20 protein-coding genes are annotated in these 20,071 nt (G+C 67.3%); 9 read left to right on the forward strand and 11 right to left on the reverse strand.

Annotated elements, in window-relative coordinates; translation table 11 throughout:
• Positions 1–126 precede the first annotated feature (126 nt).
• From AC1DFE_RS16095 to AC1DFE_RS16105, 3 genes are all read right to left on the reverse strand, one after another.
• Positions 127–1,152: a hypothetical protein gene (locus tag AC1DFE_RS16095; RefSeq protein ID WP_476906877.1), complete on the reverse strand. Its 1,026-nt coding sequence runs from the start codon at positions 1,150–1,152 to the stop codon at positions 127–129.
• Between the two features lie 160 nt (positions 1,153–1,312).
• A complete protein-coding gene (locus AC1DFE_RS16100) occupies positions 1,313–2,590 on the reverse strand; it encodes an MFS transporter (protein WP_476906878.1) in 1,278 nt (425 codons plus the stop codon).
• 113 nt (positions 2,591–2,703) lie between these two features.
• Positions 2,704–3,744, reverse strand: a complete 1,041-nt coding sequence (locus AC1DFE_RS16105) for an NAD(P)-dependent alcohol dehydrogenase (RefSeq protein WP_476906879.1) — start codon at positions 3,742–3,744, stop codon at positions 2,704–2,706.
• Between the two features lie 326 nt (positions 3,745–4,070).
• Here AC1DFE_RS16105 and AC1DFE_RS16110 point away from each other — a divergent pair, with 326 nt between their 5' ends.
• On the forward strand, positions 4,071–4,805 hold the full coding sequence (locus AC1DFE_RS16110) for an SDR family NAD(P)-dependent oxidoreductase (protein WP_476906880.1): 735 nt from the start codon (positions 4,071–4,073) through the stop codon (positions 4,803–4,805).
• 75 nt (positions 4,806–4,880) lie between these two features.
• Here AC1DFE_RS16110 and AC1DFE_RS16115 read toward each other — a convergent pair whose 3' ends face one another.
• The 3 genes from AC1DFE_RS16115 to AC1DFE_RS16125 all read right to left on the reverse strand — a co-directional run bounded on the left by AC1DFE_RS16115 (position 4,881) and on the right by AC1DFE_RS16125 (position 9,414).
• A complete protein-coding gene (locus tag AC1DFE_RS16115) occupies positions 4,881–7,529 on the reverse strand; it encodes a bifunctional lysylphosphatidylglycerol flippase/synthetase MprF (protein WP_476906881.1) in 2,649 nt (882 codons plus the stop codon).
• Between the two features lie 99 nt (positions 7,530–7,628).
• Positions 7,629–8,015 carry a DUF1622 domain-containing protein gene (locus tag AC1DFE_RS16120; RefSeq protein ID WP_476906882.1) on the reverse strand — a complete coding sequence of 129 codons (387 nt, stop codon included), beginning with the start codon at positions 8,013–8,015 and terminating at the stop codon, positions 7,629–7,631.
• Positions 8,016–8,193: 178 nt separating this feature from the next.
• The gene (locus tag AC1DFE_RS16125) at positions 8,194–9,414 is read right to left on the reverse strand and encodes a multicopper oxidase domain-containing protein (RefSeq protein ID WP_476906883.1); all 1,221 of its coding nucleotides are present in this window, start codon (positions 9,412–9,414) and stop codon (positions 8,194–8,196) included.
• Positions 9,415–9,850: 436 nt separating this feature from the next.
• Here AC1DFE_RS16125 and AC1DFE_RS16130 point away from each other — a divergent pair, with 436 nt between their 5' ends.
• From AC1DFE_RS16130 to AC1DFE_RS16140, 3 genes are all read left to right on the forward strand, one after another.
• Entirely contained in the window at positions 9,851–11,542 is a 1,692-nt protein-coding gene (locus AC1DFE_RS16130) for a hypothetical protein (RefSeq protein ID WP_476906884.1), read from the forward strand.
• Positions 11,543–11,867: 325 nt separating this feature from the next.
• Complete coding sequence (locus AC1DFE_RS16135) at positions 11,868–12,152, forward strand: hypothetical protein (RefSeq protein WP_476906885.1); 285 nt, start codon at positions 11,868–11,870, stop codon at positions 12,150–12,152.
• A 6-nt stretch (positions 12,153–12,158) separates the two neighbouring features.
• A complete protein-coding gene (locus tag AC1DFE_RS16140; RefSeq protein WP_476906886.1) occupies positions 12,159–12,350 on the forward strand; it encodes a hypothetical protein in 192 nt (63 codons plus the stop codon).
• Positions 12,351–12,395: 45 nt separating this feature from the next.
• On the opposite strand, the gene AC1DFE_RS16145 is transcribed toward AC1DFE_RS16140, so the two are convergent.
• The 4 genes from AC1DFE_RS16145 to AC1DFE_RS16160 form a co-directional block, all read right to left on the reverse strand.
• The gene (locus AC1DFE_RS16145; protein WP_476906887.1) at positions 12,396–13,244 is read right to left on the reverse strand and encodes a Rieske (2Fe-2S) protein; all 849 of its coding nucleotides are present in this window, start codon (positions 13,242–13,244) and stop codon (positions 12,396–12,398) included.
• A gap of 2 nt (positions 13,245–13,246) precedes the next feature.
• Positions 13,247–13,627, reverse strand: a complete 381-nt coding sequence (locus AC1DFE_RS16150; protein ID WP_476906888.1) for a nuclear transport factor 2 family protein — start codon at positions 13,625–13,627, stop codon at positions 13,247–13,249.
• 720 nt (positions 13,628–14,347) lie between these two features.
• The gene (locus AC1DFE_RS16155) at positions 14,348–14,818 is read right to left on the reverse strand and encodes a hypothetical protein (protein ID WP_476906889.1); all 471 of its coding nucleotides are present in this window, start codon (positions 14,816–14,818) and stop codon (positions 14,348–14,350) included.
• A 67-nt stretch (positions 14,819–14,885) separates the two neighbouring features.
• Positions 14,886–15,824, reverse strand: coding sequence for a hypothetical protein (locus AC1DFE_RS16160; RefSeq protein WP_476906890.1), 939 nt, complete (start codon positions 15,822–15,824; stop codon positions 14,886–14,888).
• 201 nt (positions 15,825–16,025) lie between these two features.
• Here AC1DFE_RS16160 and AC1DFE_RS16165 point away from each other — a divergent pair, with 201 nt between their 5' ends.
• Complete coding sequence (locus AC1DFE_RS16165; RefSeq protein ID WP_476906891.1) at positions 16,026–16,919, forward strand: SGNH/GDSL hydrolase family protein; 894 nt, start codon at positions 16,026–16,028, stop codon at positions 16,917–16,919.
• Positions 16,920–17,011: 92 nt separating this feature from the next.
• Here the strand turns inward: AC1DFE_RS16165 and AC1DFE_RS16170 are convergent, their stop codons facing one another.
• A complete protein-coding gene (locus AC1DFE_RS16170) occupies positions 17,012–17,962 on the reverse strand; it encodes a trypsin-like serine protease (RefSeq protein WP_476906892.1) in 951 nt (316 codons plus the stop codon).
• A gap of 238 nt (positions 17,963–18,200) precedes the next feature.
• Here AC1DFE_RS16170 and AC1DFE_RS16175 point away from each other — a divergent pair, with 238 nt between their 5' ends.
• From AC1DFE_RS16175 to AC1DFE_RS16190, 4 genes are all read left to right on the forward strand, one after another.
• On the forward strand, positions 18,201–18,734 hold the full coding sequence (locus AC1DFE_RS16175) for an alternate-type signal peptide domain-containing protein (RefSeq protein WP_476906893.1): 534 nt from the start codon (positions 18,201–18,203) through the stop codon (positions 18,732–18,734).
• Positions 18,735–18,804: 70 nt separating this feature from the next.
• Entirely contained in the window at positions 18,805–19,395 is a 591-nt protein-coding gene (locus AC1DFE_RS16180; protein ID WP_476906894.1) for a hypothetical protein, read from the forward strand.
• Between the two features lie 75 nt (positions 19,396–19,470).
• Positions 19,471–19,860, forward strand: coding sequence for a S26 family signal peptidase (locus AC1DFE_RS16185; protein ID WP_476906895.1), 390 nt, complete (start codon positions 19,471–19,473; stop codon positions 19,858–19,860).
• Positions 19,857–20,021, forward strand: coding sequence for a hypothetical protein (locus AC1DFE_RS16190; protein WP_476906896.1), 165 nt, complete (start codon positions 19,857–19,859; stop codon positions 20,019–20,021). The genes AC1DFE_RS16185 and AC1DFE_RS16190 overlap by 4 nt, the downstream gene beginning before the upstream one ends.
• The last annotated feature ends 50 nt before the right edge of the window (positions 20,022–20,071 follow it).

Genomic DNA, 20,071 nt, shown 5'->3' on the forward strand with positions numbered 1-20,071 from the left:
TTCCCAAGTATGGACGTGCAGAATCAAAGTGCCCCCACGGCGGACCGCGCCAACCAAAGCCGCGGGGCATGGCAGCCGGACCCGCTAGCATACCCCCCGCCCTCCGGATCCGGCTGCCGCCACTCGCTACATGAACTTCCGCACGCGGGCCCACCCTGGATCATAGGTGTGCGCCACTTGGACGTCTTTTCGGGACCGCGCAATCCGCTCGAAGCTGTCACGCCCGTTTTGGTCCTCGGAATCGCTGTAGTAGTGCAGGACGCGAAGCCCGTTGGACGTTTCCGAGGCCACCAGCCTGCCTCGGGGCCCGAGCAGCGTGTCCAGGTCCTGTTCGAGGTGAAGGAGTCCGGTCAGGGCCTCCCCGTCCGGCAGTCCATCCCCGGTCCGCCGGAAGCTGATCCGGACAGCAGTGTGCAGGTCCAAAAGCGGGTGATCCACCCATCGCAGTGGCCGCAGGGCGCAGACAATCACCCGCTGCCCCGCGGAAGTTCTGGCCTCCCGCGTCGTCCAGCGCGGGTCCGGGTTCAGGGCGGCCACTTCCTGGATGAATTCGGGGACGACGGCGGCCGGTTGGCTGTCGCTGGGATCGGTCCGGGAGACGTGGATGGCACCAACCCATCGCTGGACATCGTCTTCCCCGAGGAGCCAGTCCACGAGCAGGCGGGCCGCCTGGCGGCAGTCGTCGGTGCCCATCTTCGTGAAAGCGGGGTGGAAAACGGTGAATTCCGCCAGGGCGCTTCGGTCGTCCCAGTCCACCGCAATCCGGGCCTTCCCCAGATCCACCGGTTGCGCCAAGCCTTCGAGGGTGCCAGTGAGCGCGTCCGCGTGCGGCTCCCTGGCCGCGGCGAATTCCCACGACTCAGTGGGCTGGGGAGCCGCCCGCCGCCATCGCTCGGCCAAGACCCGCAAGCGGGGGTCTCCGCCGCCGGAGACGCAGAGCCGGTGCCGCGAACGGGCGCCCGGGCCGGTCTCCCAACACAGCTCGGGGTGAATCGCCATCACCATGGCGCCGATCATTTCCGGGAGGTCGCCGTAGACGCCGGTCATGACGGCTGCCGTGATAAGGCCCGCTCCCGCCACGGACCACCACCGCCAGAAGGCGCCTACGGCTTCCGTCTCCGCCGGGCTGCTCGATCGCCGCACCAACTCCATCGGACCTCCTCGTCCACGCCACACGATGCTGTAAAGGATCGTGCAGCACCAGACTCAAGAAGGGGGCAATGTAGCCGCAGATTCGGCGCAAGAGTTCGGCGCGCCCAACTGGCTCGCAGTTGTTGTCGTTTTCAGCCTTCAAAACGACAACAACTGCGAGTTACTTGGGCGAACGCGACGGCCGCACCTCGCGGGGACCGGCCGGGTATCCGCGGTGGCGGCTGGCGAAGATGATCACCAGCGCCACAGCCAAAGGAACGGCCGCGGCCAGCGGCACAAAGAGCGCGCCGACGGTGTTGAGGGCCACGGCACCATAGGCAGCACCGACCGCGATGCCCAGCTGGATCGTCACGACGGTCAGCCCGTTCGCGGCGTCCTTGTGCTCGCCCCCAGCGCGGAGGATCGCCGCCTGATTGTAGATCCCGGCGGCCCCGAAGGCGATGCCCCACAGGGTGAGGAGGGCAAGGCTTCCGGTCCAGGTGCCGCCAAGCGCGGGCAGGAGGGCGAAAGCGGTAAGGAGCAGTGCGACGCCGGTCAGGATGGAGCGCCGCGGACGGGCGTCGGCGGTAAGGCCCGCGATCCAGATGCCCACCAGGCTGGCCACGCCGATGACGGACAGCGAGATGCTGGTGGCGCTCGCAGGCAGACCCGCCGCCAAGAGGAACGGGGCGATGTAGGTGAAGAGCGCGAAGTGGCCCAGGAGCAGCAGCGGCCAGGCGGTCGCGACGGCGATGACACCGGGCAGTGCCATGGCTGCACGCAGCGACGGCGGGGCGTTCCGGCCGGCGTCGGAGGCCGGGGGCAGCAAACGAATGGCGAGCAGCGCGAGGAGCGTTGCGATTCCGGCCAGGACAAGGAAGGACGTGCGCCAGGAGAGCACGGCCCCCATCATCGTCCCCAGCGGAGCGCCGACAGCCAGGGCAATGCTGTTGCCGCTGAAGACGATGGCCATCGCTTTGCCCACCGAGTGCGCCGGCACGATCCGCGCAACATACGGGGCCATGCTGGACCAGAGCAGGCCGTGCGCCACGCCGCCGAGGAGCCTGGCCGCAATGGCAAAGGTTAGGTTGGGGCTGAAGGCCAGCAGCACGTTGCTCAGCGCGAACGCAAGCACGGTCACGATCAGCAGGGTCTTGCGGGGCATCCGCCCGCCGAGCAGCCTGGACAGGGGAAGGGCCGTGACGACGATGACCGCGGCGTAGGCGCCGGTCAGTGAACCGACGGCGGATTCCTCCACGCCCAAGTCGCGGCTGATCTGCGGCAGCAGGCCTGACGGCAGGAGTTCGGTGGTGACACCGGTGAACCCGGCCATCGCCAGGATGAGCAGGCCCGCCCGCGGGATCCTGGAGGCACGGGACGGTTTGGTGTCGGCCTGGGTGGCGGACTGGCTTGGTGGGGTCTGCGTCGGGGTTCCGGAGCCGGAAAGTTCTTGGGTCACGTATCTTCCTGAAAGTTTCGTAATTGGTCTCGCCTGTTCGTTGCCCCGGGTTGGAACGGCCGACGGCGGGCCGGCCCCTTAAGGGACCGGCCCGCCGTCGAGCGTTAACCGCCTTAGAGGGTGGCGGCGTCAATCACGAAGCGGTAGCGCACGTCCGAGGCGAGGACGCGCTCGTAGGCTTCGTTGATCTTGTCGGCCGGGATGACCTCGATCTCTGCGCCGATGCCGTGTTCGGCGCAGAAGTTGAGCATCTCCTGGGTTTCGCGGATGCCGCCGATCATGGAACCGGCGAAGGCCCGGCGTCCGCCGATGAGGGCAAACGCGTTGACCGGGAGCGGCTCGGCCGGGGCACCGACGTTGACCAGTGTGCCGTCGAGGGACAGCAGCTGCAGGTAGGAGCTGATGTCGATCGAGGCGCTGACCGTGTTGATGATCAGGTCGAAGCTGCCGGCGAGGGCTTCGAACGTCCCGGCGTCGCTGGTGGCGAAGTAGTGGTCCGCGCCCAGGCGCAGGCCATCTTCCTGCTTCTTCAGCGATTGGGACAGGACGGTGACCTCGGCGCCCATGGCGTGTGCGAGCTTGACGGCCATGTGGCCGAGCCCGCCGAGGCCGACGATGGCGACCTTCTTGCCGGGGCCGGCGCCCCGGCGCTTCAGCGGGGAATAGGTGGTGATGCCGGCGCACAAAAGGGGAGCGGCGACGTCGAGCTCGATGCCCTCCGGAATGGTGACGACGAATTCCTCGGTGACCACGACGTGCGTGGAGTAGCCGCCCTGGGTGATGGTGCCGTCGCGGTCAACCGCGCCGTAGGTGCCGACCATTCCCTTCAGGCAGTACTGCTCCTCCCCGGCGAGGCAGTTGGCGCACTCCTGGCAGGAGTTGACCATGCAGCCAACGCCCACCCGGTCGCCCACCTTGTGCCGGGTCACCTCGGAGCCGACCTCGGTGACGATGCCGGCGATTTCGTGGCCGGGAGCGAGCGGGTACTGCTGCGGGCCCCAGTCGCCGCGGACGGTGTGGATGTCGGAGTGGCAGATGCCGGCGAACTTGATGTCGATTAGGACATCGTGCGGGCCGACCTCGCGGCGCTCGATGGTGGTGGGGATGAGGTCCTCGGAAGCGGAGGGCGCGGCGTAGGCGTTGACGGTAGGCATAGTTCTCCTATGTGTCGGTTGGGTGGAGCGGGCCACAGATGAAAAAAATCGGCCGTTTCTTTCATCTACTAAACCCCATCGCCGTGGCGTGAGGCAGACCCTGCTGTAAGGGGTAACCACAGGGACCCCCAAGTCTCTTCCCGTTTGCGCCAGGAATTTTCCGGCCGGCGTCCGGCCCTCGCGCAGCGGGTTACTAACCAGCGTACGGACCCTGTGAATACAGAGGGAGTCCCTGTCAGGGCCTGCCAGACGCCGGGATGTCCCCTTTACTGTGGATCAGGCAGTCTGGTAGGGGCGGAAACGGGAGCGGAAACGGAGCAGGCACAGTGGCGAGAATATTCATTACCGGTTCTGCCGGCGGGCTCGGGCTGAATGCTGCCCGGGCGCTGATCCAGCAGGGCCATGAAGTGGTGCTGCACGCCAGGAATGAGTCGCGTTTCACAGGTGCCGGGGCTGTCAGGGAGCAGGCCGCCGGGACCGTCGTCGGGGATCTGGCTGACCCCGGTGAGACAGTACGCGTGGCGGAACAGGCAGACCAGTACGGCCCGTTCGATGCGGTCATCCATAACGCCGGCGTCTACAGCGGCAACCAGATCCTTTCCGTGAACACCGTTGCGCCCTACATCCTGACCGCGCTCATGGCCCGGCCGCCCCGCATGGTGTATATCAGCAGCGGCATGCACCGGTCCGGCACGCCCGACCTCGGGGGAATCGACTGGGCGAACTCGGCCCAGCGTCCGGGTGCGTACTCGGACAGCAAGCTGTACGTGGCGACGCTCTCGGCCGCGGTGGCCAGCCGCTGGCCCGAGGTCGAAAGCAACGCCGTGGATCCGGGATGGGTACCCACGCGCATGGGCGGACGAGGCGCACCCGATGACCTGGAGCAGGGGCACGTCACGCAGGTGTGGCTCGCCGCCCGGGATGTTGCTGAAGGCCGGGTATCCGGAGGCTATTGGTTCCACCAGCAGCGCCGGGAGCCCCATCCTGCCGTCAACGACCCGGCGTTCCAGGCTGAACTGCTCGACGCCCTGGAACGGCACACGGGCTTCGCACTCGGGTAGCCCGGCCCAAGTAAGTCGCAGCACAGGGCGTTCTCAGCGCTGGGAACGCCCTGTGCTGCGACCTAGTTGGGCGGGTCAGCGGCGGGTGAGGAGGCCGCGCACCAGCGTCAGGCCCTGGCCCAGGTTGATCGACGGCAGGTATGCGCGGGTGATGGCGTTGGCGATCGCGGGCAGGGCGGCCGCGTCCGGGTAGAGCAGGTACATGGGCTCGTAGTCCGGCTTGAACTTCGCCTTGAACGCCAGCAGGGACCGGAACCCGTACACCGGCTCCAACGCTGCGCCCAGCCAGTCGAGCATCCGGTCGAGGCCGCCGTTCGCGTCGGCCCCGGAGGCCCCCGACGCCCCCGACGCCCCGGAGGCCCTCGAGGCCCCGGAAGTCCCGGAAGCCCCAGGGGAGGCGGACTCAGAAGAACCGGAAGCCCCACCAGACACGGCAGAGGAAGACGGGACCCGCGCCAGCGGCGCTCCGGACAGGCTCATGAACTCGCACCCCTCGTCCTGCAGGCTCAGAGCCGCAGAGGCGATCAGGAAGTCGATGCTCGCGCGGAAGCCGTCGCCGCGCCGCCGCATGAAGTCGAGCGTCCAGCCCACCACGTATCCGTTCCGGTACACCGGCAGCCACGACGCCACCGCATGCAGGGTGTGGTCGGAATCGATCGCGAGCAGGCAGCGGACCTCGGGATCGTCCAGCTCATCCAGGCTGCCCAGCGTGAAGCCCATCTCCGGGACCTTCTTGTCCGCCACCCACTCCTCGGAAATCGCCTCGATCTGGGCCTGGACAGCGATCGGCGCCCGGGCAAATGTGGTCCACTCGGCACGGATGCCAGCCTTGGCCGCCCGGTTCAGCGCGGTGCGGATGTCCTGGAACTTCTTGCCCCGGAAGGACACCTCGTCCAGCCGCAGCACGGTCTCCTGCGCCACCTGCACCGAGCCCCACCCCAGCGGTCCGGCCAGGCCGCGGAGCTCCTCGGGCACGAAGTAGAAGCACGGCGTCCACCCGCTCAACCGGCAATGCCGGGCAAACTCCGTGAAGGCGGCTTCCCGGTCGGCCCGCGGTCCCACCGGCGGGCCGAGCGCCACGGCCACCCCGCTGCGCACCCGGTAGGCGATGAAGCTCGAGCCGGAAAACCAGTAACTGTTCCCGCTCCATGTGGTCATCCATGACAGCGAGCCGCCGCCGTGCGACTTGAGGATACGCCGCGCCCGCTCCTCGTCCGCGCTGTGCCGGCCGTGGGCCGGACGCAGGAATGTCCGGAGCAGCAGTGCTCCGGTCCACGCCCAGAACACGACGCCGATACTTTCGTAAAGCACGACGGCGGCGGTGCTTTCGGGGAAGAAGGCCGGTGAGCGGTCCACCAGGAAGCCCAGGGGAATGAATCTGTCCGGGACATCGGCGAGCAGCTGAAGCAGCCCGGGTGCAGGCGTAAATCCGGTTGCCAGAAGGAGTCCCAGGCCCAGGTAAGCCACGCTCAGCAGAACCAGGGCAGCCGCCACCCGGCGGGCCAGCCGCACGTACGTCCCGCGCGGAGCCCGCACCGGGAACAGGTTCCGGCCTGCCAGCAGGAGCACTGTCAGGAGGACCGGGACCAGCATCGGCAGCACCAGGCTGAGCGGGTGGGAATAGCCGGACAGCTCGATCCCGCCCACGCCCTCGCGGGAGGCTGAACCCGGAGGCGGCGGCAGCAGCACGCCGGCGATGGTGACGGCGGCCAGCAGGGACAGCGAGGCCTGGATCGACAGCGCGCCCACCCAGGCGAACCGCCGTCCGCGCCGCAGGCCGTCCGCGAACAGGAGCAGCATGAACGACGGCAGGATTGCCATGAAGATTCCGCCCGCCCCGGCCCGCAGTTGCAGCTGGGCGGCTGCGCAGTCCCTGAGGTCGGCCGAGCGGGAACAGGACGCCTGCAGCGTTGCGGGATCCACCGGCTGGATGTTGGTGAACAGGAACTTGAGAACAGAAAGAGGGCCGACGGCGTGCGGCGCCAGTCCCGCGATTACCGGCCCGGTTGCCGCGACTGTCAGGAGCAGCGCCACCAGAATCCGGGCCTCGTGCCGGGAGACGGCCGGCCAGCCGAAGCGCGGCCGGCGTCCCAAGAGGACCGGACCCAGCAGCCCTCCGGCCACGGCCGCACCGAGCCGGACCAGGTCCTCGAAGCCACCGGCATACATCGCAAACAGGAGCAGCACGGCCAGGAGGACTACGCGGACGCGGCGCCGCCACAGCGTGGAGAGGGCCGCCGTTGCAGCCATCGCGGCCGCGCAGGCCAGGGCGCTCGGCCCCAGGAAGAAGTGGCCGCTCAGGTCGCGGATCCAGCTGCCCATCAGGCCGCGGGCCACGGCGAGGAACCCGAGCGTCGCCACGATTCCCAGCACGTGCCCGGCCAGCGCCGCCACAGCGAACTTCAGGGACCCCAGACGTCGCTCCAGCGGCAGCCCGGCCAAGAGCAGCACCAGTGTGCCCACGATGTACCCGGCCAGGTCCCGCTCCCAGAACGCGGAGAGCAGCAGCGTCCACCAGTGGTCCGGGACCGAGCGTGAGGTGGCTGTGACGTGGGGCAGAAGAAACGGCGGCGGCCCGGAACGGAGGCTGGCGGACACCGCGCCCGCGGCCCAGAGGAGGGCAACGAAGACGAGGGTGGCGGGGGAGCCGCGCAGCACCCTGGCCCAGCCCGCGGGTGTCCGGTAGCCGGAGGGTACCCGTCGTCCCTGGTCCGGCTGCCGCATGGGTGAATGGCTCCTTTCAAAGGGCTATTCGATTGTTCCACACCCGCTCTGGAACTCACCCGTCCGTGTCGCGCGGCCAAAGCCCAGGTATTCCCTCGATCAGGCAGACGCTGCTGCGCCGGAATGCCTGTCCTCCTTCTGCCAGGGCCACCTCCCGGTGATCTCCAGTTCCAAGGAAAAGCTCAGGAAGGTCCGGATCAAGACGATCCCGGCCAAGACACCCACGCTGGTGAAAGTAGGAGTCACCGCCACCGTGCGGATGATGTCCGCTGCGACAAGGAGCTCAAGGCCAAGGAGTATGGACCGGCCCAGAAGCTGCCGGTACTGCCGGTACACGGATATGCCTTCGTGCCCGTCGCGGCCCCCGGGAAAGTTCCGCCCCCGCACAGCCATGGGCACTGAGATGACCGCGCCGATGACCATGACGGCCACTCCAGCGAAGTCGAGGTACTGCCCGGCGCTCTCAATGATTTGCCTGAAATCCATTCAGTCTCCTGCTTCCATATCGACACCGCGAATTCCTAATCGACAGTAACCTTACTTTGCGATGGTGCGCAGAACCTCCGGCGAGCACGGGAAGGCCCAACTGACTCGCAGTTGTTGTCGTTATGAGCGTTCAAAACGACATTTACTGCGAGTCAGTTGGGCCAGGAGTCAGTGAAACCTAGTGCCCGGCGGCGTGCGTCGCGGCAGAGCCGGCGGCGGTCCCGGTCCCGGCGGATTCGGTGACGGCGCCTTCGGTGCCGTCGGCGTTGAGGACCCGGTAGCGGGTCATCATGCCGGCGCTGATGTGGTCGTTGACGTGGCAGTGGAACAACCAGGTTCCCACGTCATCCGGCACCATGTCCGCCACCACCATGCTGGCCGGCAGCAGGTTCACCACGTCGGTGCGCATGCCGAGGGCCGTCACCGTGTTGCCGTGCCAGTGCGGGGTGTGCAGGTCCACCTCGGTGCCCATACCCATCAGGTACCAGCGGACGTGTTCGCCCTTCTTCATGGTCATCGACTCCAGCGGCTGGTTCCCGAATACATAACCGTTGATGCCGTGCATCATGTTGCTCTCCTGGAACCCCTCATCGTCCGGGTTCACCTTGGCCGGCTTGCCCGCAAATTTGTCGATGTTCTGCTGCAGGTACGGGCTGTTGTTTTCGTTGCTGACCTTGAACTGCAGGAAGAACTCCCGGTCGACGTCGTTCGGGGTGCCGTCCGCGCGGGCGTTGCTGGCCCTGGTGATCACCATGGGGCCTACGAGCCCGGAGTAGTCGTCCGCCACCTCGGCGGTGTGCGAGTGGTACATCCACATCACGGAGCTGCCGTCCATGGGTCCGGGGCCGGCCCGCTCGGGCACCTCATAGGTGTAGGTGTAGGTGGCGCCGGGGGCCACGCCGTCGTCCATCTTCGCAGCACCGGACGTGCCGTCCGCGTAGGGGGCTCCCTCGCTGCTCTTGTCGTAGAACACACCGTGGACGTGGACCGACGCCGGCCGGTCCAGGTTGTTCTTGAAGACCACCTTGATGGTGTCTCCGACGACGCCGCGGATCACCGGGCCCTGGAAGCCCAGGTGTTCCTCGGCCGGAGTCCGCTGCTTGAGGGTCTTGAAGCTGTCGTCCGTGTAGGCGCGGTAGAGGGACTTGATGTATGTGCTGCCGATCCGCTGCGGACCCTGCTTGGTGAAGACCGCGGCGTCGTCGTCGAAGGCTTCACCGGTGATCTGGTTTTTGCCCGTGGGGGCGTAGTTCCACTCCACCTCGTCGGCGCCGATGTAGTACGTGCGGGTCTGCGGCACGTAGGTGACGGCGGCGCTGACCTTGGCGGTGGCCGGACCCGACGCAAAGAGCAGCGGTGCCAGCGCGGCCAGGATCCCCAGCAGAATAGTGCCGATCACCCACGCCGGCGGGACCGATTGAGACCGCGGCCGCACCCTGAATAGTCCATGGTTCTCCATGGTGTTCCTCCCCTGATTAGTTGCCCGCCGCAACGGCTGGCTCGATGCACAGGAAGCTATGGGCGGCCGGTTGGGAAATCCTTGGGGGACTCAGGTTGGTGGGTGGACCACCTCCCAGTTGGGGGAAAAAGCAGGGTTTTCCCAAGTGGCCGGGGGGATGGTTGGCTCGGCAACCAAATGTTGCCTTTGCTACCCCGGCAAAGAAGACCGTCCGACGTCGGCCCGCACCTCGAGCGGGCCGCGCGCCAGAGCCCGTCCCGCACCGCACCACGCACCCCTCATGAGCGCAGGAAACCCCTGCACGTCCCGCACAGGAACAGTCCCGCCCGGGAACCGTTCCGCCCCAGTAACAACGGCACCTCCGAAAGGACCAGCCATGAGGACCACCAAAGTTCGGCCCAGTACGCTTCGAAAAGCCACCATCATTTGTGCCGCCGCCGGCCTGATCGCCACCGGCGGTGTAGGCACCGCCCTCGCCAAGGGCGGTGGCGGCGGAACAGCCAAACCGCCCAAGGGGATCGTGTCCCCGTGGGTGGTGCCCACGCTGCCCACCCCCGCCTTGTCAGTCCCCGCCGCGAACCTGCACGGCTACGATGACACCGGCCTGGCGCACAACGCCACCGTCGACGGCGCGGCCTGCCCCACGGCGGACCCGTCCGATTTCGGCGGCTCCGTCACCATCAACGGCGTCGTCATCACCATTCCCTGCAACCTCATTGTCCAGATGCCTGCCAACACGCTCAGCTGGGCGGACTTTGTGCACGGCACCGGAGGCAGCGCGCCGCTGGGCACAGAGGGCCTGGAGCTGCGGGCGGTGGGCAACATGGTGGGCGCCAAGCACATCGCGGGGCTGGTCTTCGTCTCCCAGCAGTCTGCCAACACCGGCCGCGGCGAAATTACCGGCATCGACTACGCCAGCGGCGCCCTGAAGGTGGCCAACGCGGCCGGCGCCACCGTGACCGTTCAGCTGAACGACCCCAAGATCGCCGGCCTGCACGACAGCACCGGAGCGGACACCGGCCGGTTCAGCAACGGCCAGTCGCCTGACAACCGTTTCAGCGTGGACCAGGACAACCCCACCGTGCATGCGGGCACGGGCTATCCCATGTGCATCCCGCGCACGGACCCCAGCGTGAAGGATGACCCGCTCTGCCCGCAGAAGAACCGGCCGCTCGCCCCGGCCTGCCGCAACTTCAGCGTCGCCGGCGTTGCCTTGCCGGCCAGCGGCGAACTCAGCGGCCCGGCGCCGGGGCAGAAGTACTGCTCGCAGTACGTGATGCCGGCCTTCACCGGACTTCCGACGACGGGCCCGGACGCGTCGCAGCAGGCGCCGTTTGAGATCGGCGACTACGTGGACTACTCGGGCACGCTGATGCACGGCACCGAGGACTACATCTCCGCCCACACGGTGGAGGCCAACCTCGGCATCTACACCCAGCCGGGCACCCAGCCCAGCTACCTGGCGATCGGCGAGTTCGGCGTCGGCACCGCGGACCCGGTGGCGACTGCAGTCAGCGGCGTAGCCCAGGAAACCCAGGACCGCATCTTCCTCGAAGCCGAAACCACGGACGTCAAGACCCCCGTGGACATCTACTACGAGGACCGCAACACGGACGGATCCGTGCGCAACCGTTGGATCACGCCGTTTGAAATGACGGGCGAGAACGGCGTTCCCATCAGCGGCCCCACCGGCGGCATCACCACCCAGAACACCGGGGCCCAGCCGCAGCGGGCACGGCTGCGGGCCACCAAGGCGCCCAACGGTCTGCTGAGCCAGCCGGACCGGACCGTCCGGGTGGGTGTGCGCACCCTGTGCCTGCCCACGCCGGTGAACGTCAGCACCACCACCATCAACCAGGCAGCACTGGACACCTGCTTCAAGAACGCGCCCACCAGGGCCAATGGGCTCCAGCCGGGGCAGTACATCGCGCCGGTCTTCGAGTACCTCTTCCCGGAGAACGTGAAGCCCGGCGATGGGCTGGTGCCGAACGACCTCTGGCACCTGCCGTTCCTGGTCAGCGGCGAGGGCACCGGCAACGCGGCGGCCCTGGCGCCGTCTCCCTGGTGACCGGCCCGCTCCCATGAACCGAGCCGCGTCTTTGTGGCGAGGGGCACTGTGGCGGGGACTCGCTTCGGCGGTCCTCGCCACTGCCGGGCTCGCAGGCTGCAGCCAGGGGCCACAGGTAACGCCGCCGGTCAGCGCGTCCGCGGGAACCGCGGCGGTCAGCGTAGCGCCCGTGCCGGGGCTGTCCGTCACAGCCCAACCGTCGGTTCCCGTCCCGCCGTCGTCCTCGGTCAATGGAAGTACGACGGCGGGTGCGGCGCCCGCTCAGTCCGGAGGCCGCCGTCGGGGTTCGGACGGTAACGGTGAAGGCGGAGAGGGTGCCCGCACATTGCCCGCCCTGCCCGCCGACTGGCCGGCTGATGTGCCGGTTCCGCCGGGCCAGCTGCAGGGGTCGGGCGGCACTGCCGGAGCGTGGACCGTGCTGCTGACGGTTCCGGGCGGCGCGGACCAGGTGCTCGCGTCGGCGGAGGCGTTCTATGAGTCGAACGGCTTCACCAGGACCGGCAGCGGCCAGCTGCGCAAGGGCCAGTACGCCATCGTGATGGTGGCGAGGAACAGGGACCACTCGGCGGCGCAGACGGACCTGACGGTTTCGCTGGGCAAGGTGGGGTAGGAAGCAATGGCCACCCCACCTGGCCGGGAAATTATCCGCCGGCAGGTCCAGTGCCTGATCCTCGACCTCCTGAGCGACGCTGACATGGAGGAGGAAATGCGGCTCGGGCTGCTGCGGCACATCTCAGAGCATCCCGGAAACCCGGAGGCGGCACTGCTCGCGCACCTGAACGACTGCGAGGACCGCCCCCGGGAGTGACGGGACGGACGTGCATGGCGGATGGACGGGCGGGTTCCGGTCCAGCTAGGGGAGGCTGCGGATTTGAATCCGGCCGTCAGCGGACCTGGTTTCGTAGGCGGGCTGCGGGTGGGTGGCCGGTCCGCGGACCACCGTGCCGTCGGTCAGCCGGAAAGTGCTTCCATGCCAGGGGCAGATAACGCAACCATCCTCGACCTTCCCCTCGCCCAGCGGGCCGCCCATGTGGCTGCAGAGAGCATCGAGTGCCTGCACGCGATCCCCGGAACGGTGCAGCAGGACCGTGATTCCGGCAACATCCACAGTGCGCTGATCTCCGTCGGCGAGGTCACCGTCGTCGAGCACGTCCGTCCACTCGGCGGGTCCTGTTCGGCTCGCTGTCTTGTTGACGTTCACCGCATCGCCAAAGGCCAGGTGGCCGCCCAAGTAGCCGCCGAAGGTAATGAGTCCGAAGCCTGCCAGTGCAAGCGTCCTGCCGAGTCCGCGGCGACCGGTCCCGCGGGCCACAGCAGACGAAACGTAGAAGCACAGGGCCGCACTGTTCGCGGCAGCGTGGACCAGCCCGGTTCGTCTCGTCTTTCCTTGCGTGTCCGACCAGTCGTTGAGCCCTGCTGCGGCCGTCGGAACGGCGGTGGCAATGCCGACGGCTACGAGGAGGTCGGCAGCGGGTTCGGAGGCCTTGCCTCCCACCAAGTCCAGAAGCGACGCCATGCTCCAGGCGCCCAGGGGCAGATCGGTGAGGACCGGATGCAGCGGGTGCCCGATGGCAGTGCCGCTGAGCAGGTTCCGGACAGGCCGTGGCTGCACTGCCTTTCCCACGGCCCCGGCGAGGGCAGACCCCACCCCGTCGAGTGCACTAAAATCCTCAATGGCTTTGACAACAGCATCCAGCTTCATGGCTAACGGCCACCTTTCAGGGTGTAGTCGGCGGGGTCGTAATGGATCCTAAGAGCGGCGATCTTGCCGTCGCTGATGCTGAAGAACTCGGCCATCCGTGCCATGCCACCGGGCAGGCGGGCGTCGTAAAGAGTCGCCGATCCGTCCGGTCCGTGAACTTCGTGGACGAACTCGATGGACGTTACATTGGTGATGAAGCCCTTGACGCCTTGGCAGAAGCCGTCCGCCCCTGTGCGCTTGCCCGCGATCGGTCCTTCAAATTCGAGGCCGTCGGCGAGCAGGGTTCGGAATTCGCCCTGGGGGTCATAGGCATCGATTCCGGCAGACAGGATCCGGTAGTAGCGCTGCAGGATATCGGGTGCCTCGTTGCTGAGCCCTGTCACTGCCACTCCTTCGCCGTCGCTGCTGGGGTCCTTAACGCCGGCAGCGCCCGCGATGAGCCCCGGCCTCCAGTGGGTGCTGCACAGTCTAGGACGTAAGGCCGGTCCAGTCGATGGAGGAGAGTGAAACCACGTGCTGATGCACCGGGCGGCAGAGCTCCTGCCCGCCGGCGCCTGAGACCACTGGGCTGGACTGAAACCCACGCCGCAGACGGGGAGCTGGCTTTGAAGCGGCACCGGGCCCGTGGAGGGCTCCGTCGTTCCCGGTGCCATGCCGGTTTTCGCGCGGCAAACGAGTGGCCGGCAATCAAATTCTCTCCAACAAAGCTTGGGAAAACCTTGCGCGCCAAAGCCCCGACGGACTGCCGCGGTGCGATGGCCGTAACCCTTTCCGCCGGGTCCGGAAAGCATGGGGAACATTCCGGGCCCGGCGCCTGGGACCAGCCATCTTGCCCTGACGGCCGGCCCTTTCGGAGTGAGGCAAGTCTGATCCGCGCTTCTTGGGGAAAGCTGGGACCACCTTGGGGACCACCCGAACGTCGGCTGTGTGTCCTAACCGGACCTCGGGGTCCGCAGGGAAGAAACTTCGCCCGGCTACGTCCGGGCCAGGAAGCGTAATGTGAGTCTAGGCCGGCGGCGGAAGAGCCCGATGGTCCCCATGCCAGGAGGCTCACCCAGCCCGTCGCCGGTCCCGGCCGGCGGCGTCCCGCGAGGCCTGGGAAGCTACCCGCCCCACACGGAGAACGAGCCGGAGTGTCCGGTGATCACGCTCTGGTAGATGACGAAGAGGCCGGCGAGCACGCCCAGGGTAAGCGCCGCGATGCGCGCGGGGCGGGAGCGCTGGAGCCCGGCCAGTGCAGGGACCCGGTCGGCCAGTGGTGCAAAGGTGGCGGCGACCATCAGCAGCACCAGGAAGAAGAAGACGACGGCGGCGATCTTCAGGATGTCGCCCTGCTGGGCGTGCGCCTGGATGGCGTCGGTGGCGCCGCGGGTAGCTTGCAGCTGCTCACCCGCCTGCGCGGTGATGAGTGTCAGCGGGGCAAGGATCAGCGCCAGCGCGCCCAGCGGCCAGGCGAGATACCGGCGCGTCCGGCCGGCCAGGCCATAGATGACGGCGCCTAGTCCGGCCAGCGGCCCGAAGACGACGACGCCGTGGACCAAAAGAATGTGGGCCGGAAGGCCACCGATCAGCATATTGGAAGCTCCTTGCAGGTCAGAGGGGCGCAGGCACCTTGAATCTAGCACCGGGGGAGCCGCCGACCTATGGCGTGGAGCCAACCCGGTTGCCGGGCCGCCGGCGGCTGGCAACGGATCGGATGCCCAGCCCTGCCAGCGCGACGGCCAGAGCCAGCAGGACTGTGGGACCAGCCCCGCCGGCCGGTCCAAGGGTGGCCGCCAGGATTTGCCGGCTCATCAGCAGCATCTCCTGCACGTCGCTGGCCAGTGCGCGTGTCCCGAGGACGTAACTGACAGAGATGAACAGCGCCGGGACCACCCACAACAGGGCCAGGCCTGCGAGCCACACGACGGCCCGCCGCAAAGGACGCAGGCCGCACCACGCCAGGGCGAAGCCGACGATGAGCGCAGGGACCCAGCGCGACAGCGCCGGCACCGCAGCGGGGATGTTGGTCTGCCCAACGAAGCCGGCAACCCACCCCACACCCCACGACGTGAGCGGCACCGCCACCAGCCCGGCGCCCAGCGCAGCCAGGGCCCGTGACCTCGATCGGAGGAGCAGGAACGCCACGAGGCCCGCGGCGATGGACGCGATGACGCCGGCCAGCAGGCCTGCGAAGTAGATGCCCGCCATCGTCCCGGTATCCAGGCCCCCGTAGAGCACCGTGAATGACTGGATGGCGGCAATGGCCTGGACGGCAAGAACGCCGGACGCCGCGCACCACCCCACCAGACGGCGTCGGGCAGGGGACCACATGCGCACGGCGAGCCCGGCTACCGCACCGCCGGCGGTGAGGAAAGCCACGAGCGTGGTGAGTTTGTACTGGCTCAGCGGGAGCAGCGAGACCGGCATCTGTTCCGGGAGAACCTCGGTGCCCCACAGGTTCTGCAGCGGGAGTCGCGCGCCGGTTATCAGCCATGGTGCCAGGCCGAGCAGCCCTGCCAGGATTCCGAGCAGCGATCCCAGGAGGGCTTCCCGGCCGGGAGGCTGTCGAAAAGGACGTGTCTGTTCCGGCAGGCTCACGGTGTCTCCTTGCGTGCAGGGCGGTTGGGGCTAGCGCGTAAAAGAGCGGGCATCTAGATACTACACCGAATGGATTAAATATCCATCCGGAAAATATTCACAAAAGTGCGAACGTTTACGGAATTTCCCGCGGGGCTCGAGCGTTCCTTGGATAACGCCACAGGCGTACCGCGCCAGGGGCGCAAGGGAGAGGACGAGGCGATGAAACACATCGGCCGATTTGGACCCCGGGACTCCGCTGCGGACGCAACGGCTCCGCACCCCTGGAGCCGGTATGTGGCGATGGGGGATTCGTTCACGGAGGGCGTTGGCGACCCCGAGGAACGCTGCGCCGGAGGGCTCCGGGGCTGGGCGGACCGGGTGGCAGAGGAGCTCAGCGCGGAGCGCCAAGATTTTGCCTATGCCAACCTGGCCATACGTGGCCTGCTTCTGGACCAGATTCTTGACCGGCAGACGGAGCCAGCGCTGGAGCTGAAACCGGACCTGATCACGCTGTCGGCCGGCGGGAACGACATGGTGTTCCACCGCACCGACCCGGACAAGCTTGCCGCCAAGCTGGAGGCCGGCGTGGAGCGGCTGAGTGCCACCGGCGCCACCATCATGCTGTTCGCCGGGCCGGACTGGCGGCGCACGCCCATCCTGGGGCGGAGCCGCTCCCGGATAGCCATCTTCAACGAGAACATCCGGATTGTGGCCGCCGCGCATGAATGCCTGCTCGTGGACCTGTGGACCCTGCCGCAACTCAGGGAACCGCGGATGTGGGACCCGGACCGGCTGCACTTCTCGCCGCTGGGACACCACACCATTGCGATGCAGGTGCTGGATACCCTGCAGGTGCAGCACTCGCTGCAGCCGCTGGAGCCCAAGGCCCTGCCGCACAGCAGCTGGCGCGATGCCAGGGCCGGGGACCTTGCCTGGGCGCGGACCTACTTCCTCCCGTGGGCGTGGCAGCGCATTGCCCTGCAGCGTGCGGCCCTGCCCGGCATCCACGACCATCCGGCACCCGAACCCCTGCTGCCCAAGCGCCCGGTGTTCGCACCGGTGTATGCCGTGCGGACCGTTGCGGTGAAGGCCGCGGCGGAGTTCCTGGCGTAGCCGCCCAGAAAGGGGCGCTGGGACGGGTGGCCGTTCGACGGCGAGCGGCCACCGTTCGACGGCGGGTGCCCGCCCGCCGTCGAACATGTTAGTCAGCTGGCGGTCCCAAACTTGATGTTTGCGAACTCGCTTCCGGTGGTTGTTTTGATCCAGCCGATCACGGCCTGCCGGTCGGTGCGGTAGGAGAAGTTCGTCCCCTTGCAGTACCGGTTGTGGTTGAACGACGTGATGCCGGTGATGAGGTTCGACTCGGCGGTGCCGTAGAACAGCGGGCCGCCGGAGTCGGCGTTGCAGGTGCCGCCCAGGCCGCTGCCGTTGCCGTTGGTCTGGACGTTATAGCCGTCGGTGCTGGCGCTGTTGAGGTTCGTCAGCTTGGACTGGGCCATGAGCCGTTCCCGGAATGAGGTCTCGCCTCCCGGACTGGCCGCGGAAATGCCGAAGCCGCTGGAGGTGAACGTGGTTTCCTGCTGTCCGCGCTTGGTGGCCAGCGCGTCCAGGGTTCCCGGTGCGGCGAGCCGGCCGTATTCGCTGAGTGCGATGGGCTGGTTTAGGATCACCAGGCCGGCGTCCTTGGTTTCGGGGACGGCGTCCATGCTGGTGTAGCCGTAGTTGTACATCTTGCCTGAGGTTGCGCACTGGGTTCCCAGCGTTCCCGCAGCGCAGGCGCTCGGATAGCCGGTGTCCGGATCAATGCCGGTTTCCGGTGTCCAGTCCACGCCGGCGTCCTGCTGGAAGTAGACCCGGGCCGACAAAGCACCGGCCGTGCAGTGCCCGGCGGTCAGCAACACAGTGGGCGTCAGCAGGGACCCTGAGCACCTGTGGTTGAACGCTCCGGTGGAATCGTAGAAAACAATCAGCCCCACGAAGGGGTGCTCGTTGTCCTTGGTGTAGTCACCGGTGATCGCACCGGCCGGGCCCGCCGTCGTAAGGGCCAGTACGGCAGAAAAGGCCAGAACGACGGCGGCACTTGCGTTCCGCGCGATGCCGCGCCGCCCGCTTGCCGCTGCCCAAAGCGCACCGCTTCCGGCGCGCAGATTCTTCACAAAGCGCATAAAAGCCCCAGCTTCCAATTGCACGGGCAGCCGGCAACGCACATCGGTGTACGCGGCAGGCGCCAAAGTTGAGTCACCGCCCAAATGGGACGGTGACTCAAGATATCACCCCGAACCGGGTGTCTTTTCTTGAGTGATTCTTGACTGTTTATCGCATGGAGTCCTGAGTTTGCCTCGGCATTGTTCTTTTCAGCAGGAAATCCACTCGCAAGTTTTGAAGGGTCTCATCATGAAGAACAGCGCACTGATCAAGGGAACCGCCGCCATCGCCGTTGGCGCTGCACTTCTGCTGGGCGGCGGCGGCACCCTGGCCTCCTGGAACGCCGCCGCTTCAGGCACTCCCGGCACCGTCATCGCCGGCGACCTGAACGTCGCGGCCGCCACTGGCGTCTGGACGGACCGTAACAACGCCACAGTCGACATCTCCACCTACAAGGTTGTCCCCGGCGACAAGCTGACCTATACCCAGAACCTCACCGTGACCCTGACGGGTGACAAAATGGCCGCCAACATCACCGCAACGGGTGCAACCCCCGCCAACGGATTCACCGCCGCCAATGTCATCGTCACCGATCCCGTCCTGACCGCCGGTTCACCGAGCGCCGTCGTCAGCAACCCGCTGAAGACCTCCACGACGGTCACCGCCACCATCACCTTCGAATTCCTGTCCACCACCACGGGCCGCTCGGACGTGACCAAGGCCTACAACTTCGGCAACGTCGCCTTCACCCTGAACCAGGTCACCCAGCCCGGCCTGTCCTAGTCTGGTAACTGCGGTGTGCGGCACCGGCCGCACCCCGCATTCACCGGGTCAGTGGCCAGGAGGAGGAACCATGCACATCCCGCGGTCATTGCGGGCCGCGGCGCTGATCGCCGCGGCCGTGCTTCTGGGCCTCCTGGCCGTCCAAGGCAGCTACGCACTCTGGAACGCAATGGTTTCCAGGGCTCCGGGAACAATCACTTCCGCCTCGTTCACCGTCAACCTCACCGGGGCGCCGTCCGGACAGACCACTCCCATGACCATGGCCGACGGGCAGTCAGCCAGCCTGGCGCTCACTACCCAGAACGCCGTCCTCAGCCCGGGAAGCTCGACGTACGCCAACACTGTGGTGGCGAATGCCTCGGACGCCGGGGGAGTGTTCAGCATCGCCGTCACGGCAGCAAGCCCCACCGTCACCAACGTGGGGACCGGCTCGCTTGCCCAATACGTGACGGTCAATGCGAAGTCGGCCCCAACGGTTGCCGACTGCGCAGTCACCACAAATTACCTGGCGCTGTCGGGCGCGGGCGTGACCTCCGCGGCCGTCCCCAAGGGCGGCAGCACCGTGATGTGCTTCGAAGTGAAGCTCTCCACTTCCGCGACCACCGCAGTAAAAGGACAATCGGTGAACATCAGTATTCCCCTCAGCGCACGCCAACTCTAAAGGGGCGCCCCGCGGCCCCCGCGCCACGGGCGTGGCGTTGCCGTCGTCGGACGTCTCGTCAGCTTTGGGCTGCTGATGGTTCTGGTGTTCGCAGCCTTGGTACTGATTATCGTGCCCAAGGCCACCGGGTCCCGGACGTACACGGTGCTCACCAACTCCATGGCTCCGAAGCACCCTCCGGGCACGTTCCTAGTGGTGAAGCCTGCAGCATTCAGCGAGCTGAAGTACGGGGACATCGTCACCTTCCAGCTCGAGTCGGGCAAGCCTGCGGATGAGACGCACCGGATGGTTGGTTTCGTAGCGAACGCAATGGGCAATACAGACCGCGGCCTGTGGGTGACAGCTGGCGCCGCAGCCCTGATCGGCTATGGGGCCCTGCTGATCCTCCGGACCCTCCGCGGCAGGCTCCGGAAACCAGGTGACGAAGACGGAGCACCAGAAGGCACGGGAGACGAGGCCGCGTGAGGAGCCTGCAGAACCTCCCGGGTGCGAAGGCCGCCCTGGTGGCCTTCGTCCTGACGGTCCTGCTGGGGGTCGGCGCCACATCCGCTGCCGGCCTGTGGCAGCAATCTGCCACCGCCACCAATGACCGTGGCGTGGACAGATACGGTGCTCACTTGCAATGACACCGTCAGCGCCAATGGCAAGACGGCCGCGATTACCCCTTCTCCTGCCG

Source organism: Arthrobacter sp. 05T423, assembly GCF_056396245.1.

What these genes read in the sequence shown, in the direction of transcription:
- AC1DFE_RS16095 (WP_476906877.1), bottom strand. Translation starts at nt 1,152, where the DNA reads ATGGAGTTGGTGCGGCGATCGAGCAGCCCGGCGGAGACGGAAGCCGTA.
- AC1DFE_RS16105 (WP_476906879.1), bottom strand. Translation starts at nt 3,744, where the DNA reads ATGCCTACCGTCAACGCCTACGCCGCGCCCTCCGCTTCCGAGGACCTC.
- AC1DFE_RS16115 (WP_476906881.1), bottom strand. Translation starts at nt 7,529, where the DNA reads ATGCGGCAGCCGGACCAGGGACGACGGGTACCCTCCGGCTACCGGACA.
- AC1DFE_RS16120 (WP_476906882.1), bottom strand. Translation starts at nt 8,015, where the DNA reads ATGGATTTCAGGCAAATCATTGAGAGCGCCGGGCAGTACCTCGACTTC.
- AC1DFE_RS16130 (WP_476906884.1), top strand. Translation starts at nt 9,851, where the DNA reads ATGAGGACCACCAAAGTTCGGCCCAGTACGCTTCGAAAAGCCACCATC.
- AC1DFE_RS16140 (WP_476906886.1), top strand. Translation starts at nt 12,159, where the DNA reads ATGGCCACCCCACCTGGCCGGGAAATTATCCGCCGGCAGGTCCAGTGC.
- AC1DFE_RS16145 (WP_476906887.1), bottom strand. Translation starts at nt 13,244, where the DNA reads ATGAAGCTGGATGCTGTTGTCAAAGCCATTGAGGATTTTAGTGCACTC.
- AC1DFE_RS16155 (WP_476906889.1), bottom strand. Translation starts at nt 14,818, where the DNA reads ATGCTGATCGGTGGCCTTCCGGCCCACATTCTTTTGGTCCACGGCGTC.
- AC1DFE_RS16165 (WP_476906891.1), top strand. Translation starts at nt 16,026, where the DNA reads ATGAAACACATCGGCCGATTTGGACCCCGGGACTCCGCTGCGGACGCA.
- AC1DFE_RS16175 (WP_476906893.1), top strand. Translation starts at nt 18,201, where the DNA reads ATGAAGAACAGCGCACTGATCAAGGGAACCGCCGCCATCGCCGTTGGC.
- AC1DFE_RS16180 (WP_476906894.1), top strand. Translation starts at nt 18,805, where the DNA reads ATGCACATCCCGCGGTCATTGCGGGCCGCGGCGCTGATCGCCGCGGCC.
- AC1DFE_RS16185 (WP_476906895.1), top strand. Translation starts at nt 19,471, where the DNA reads ATGGTTCTGGTGTTCGCAGCCTTGGTACTGATTATCGTGCCCAAGGCC.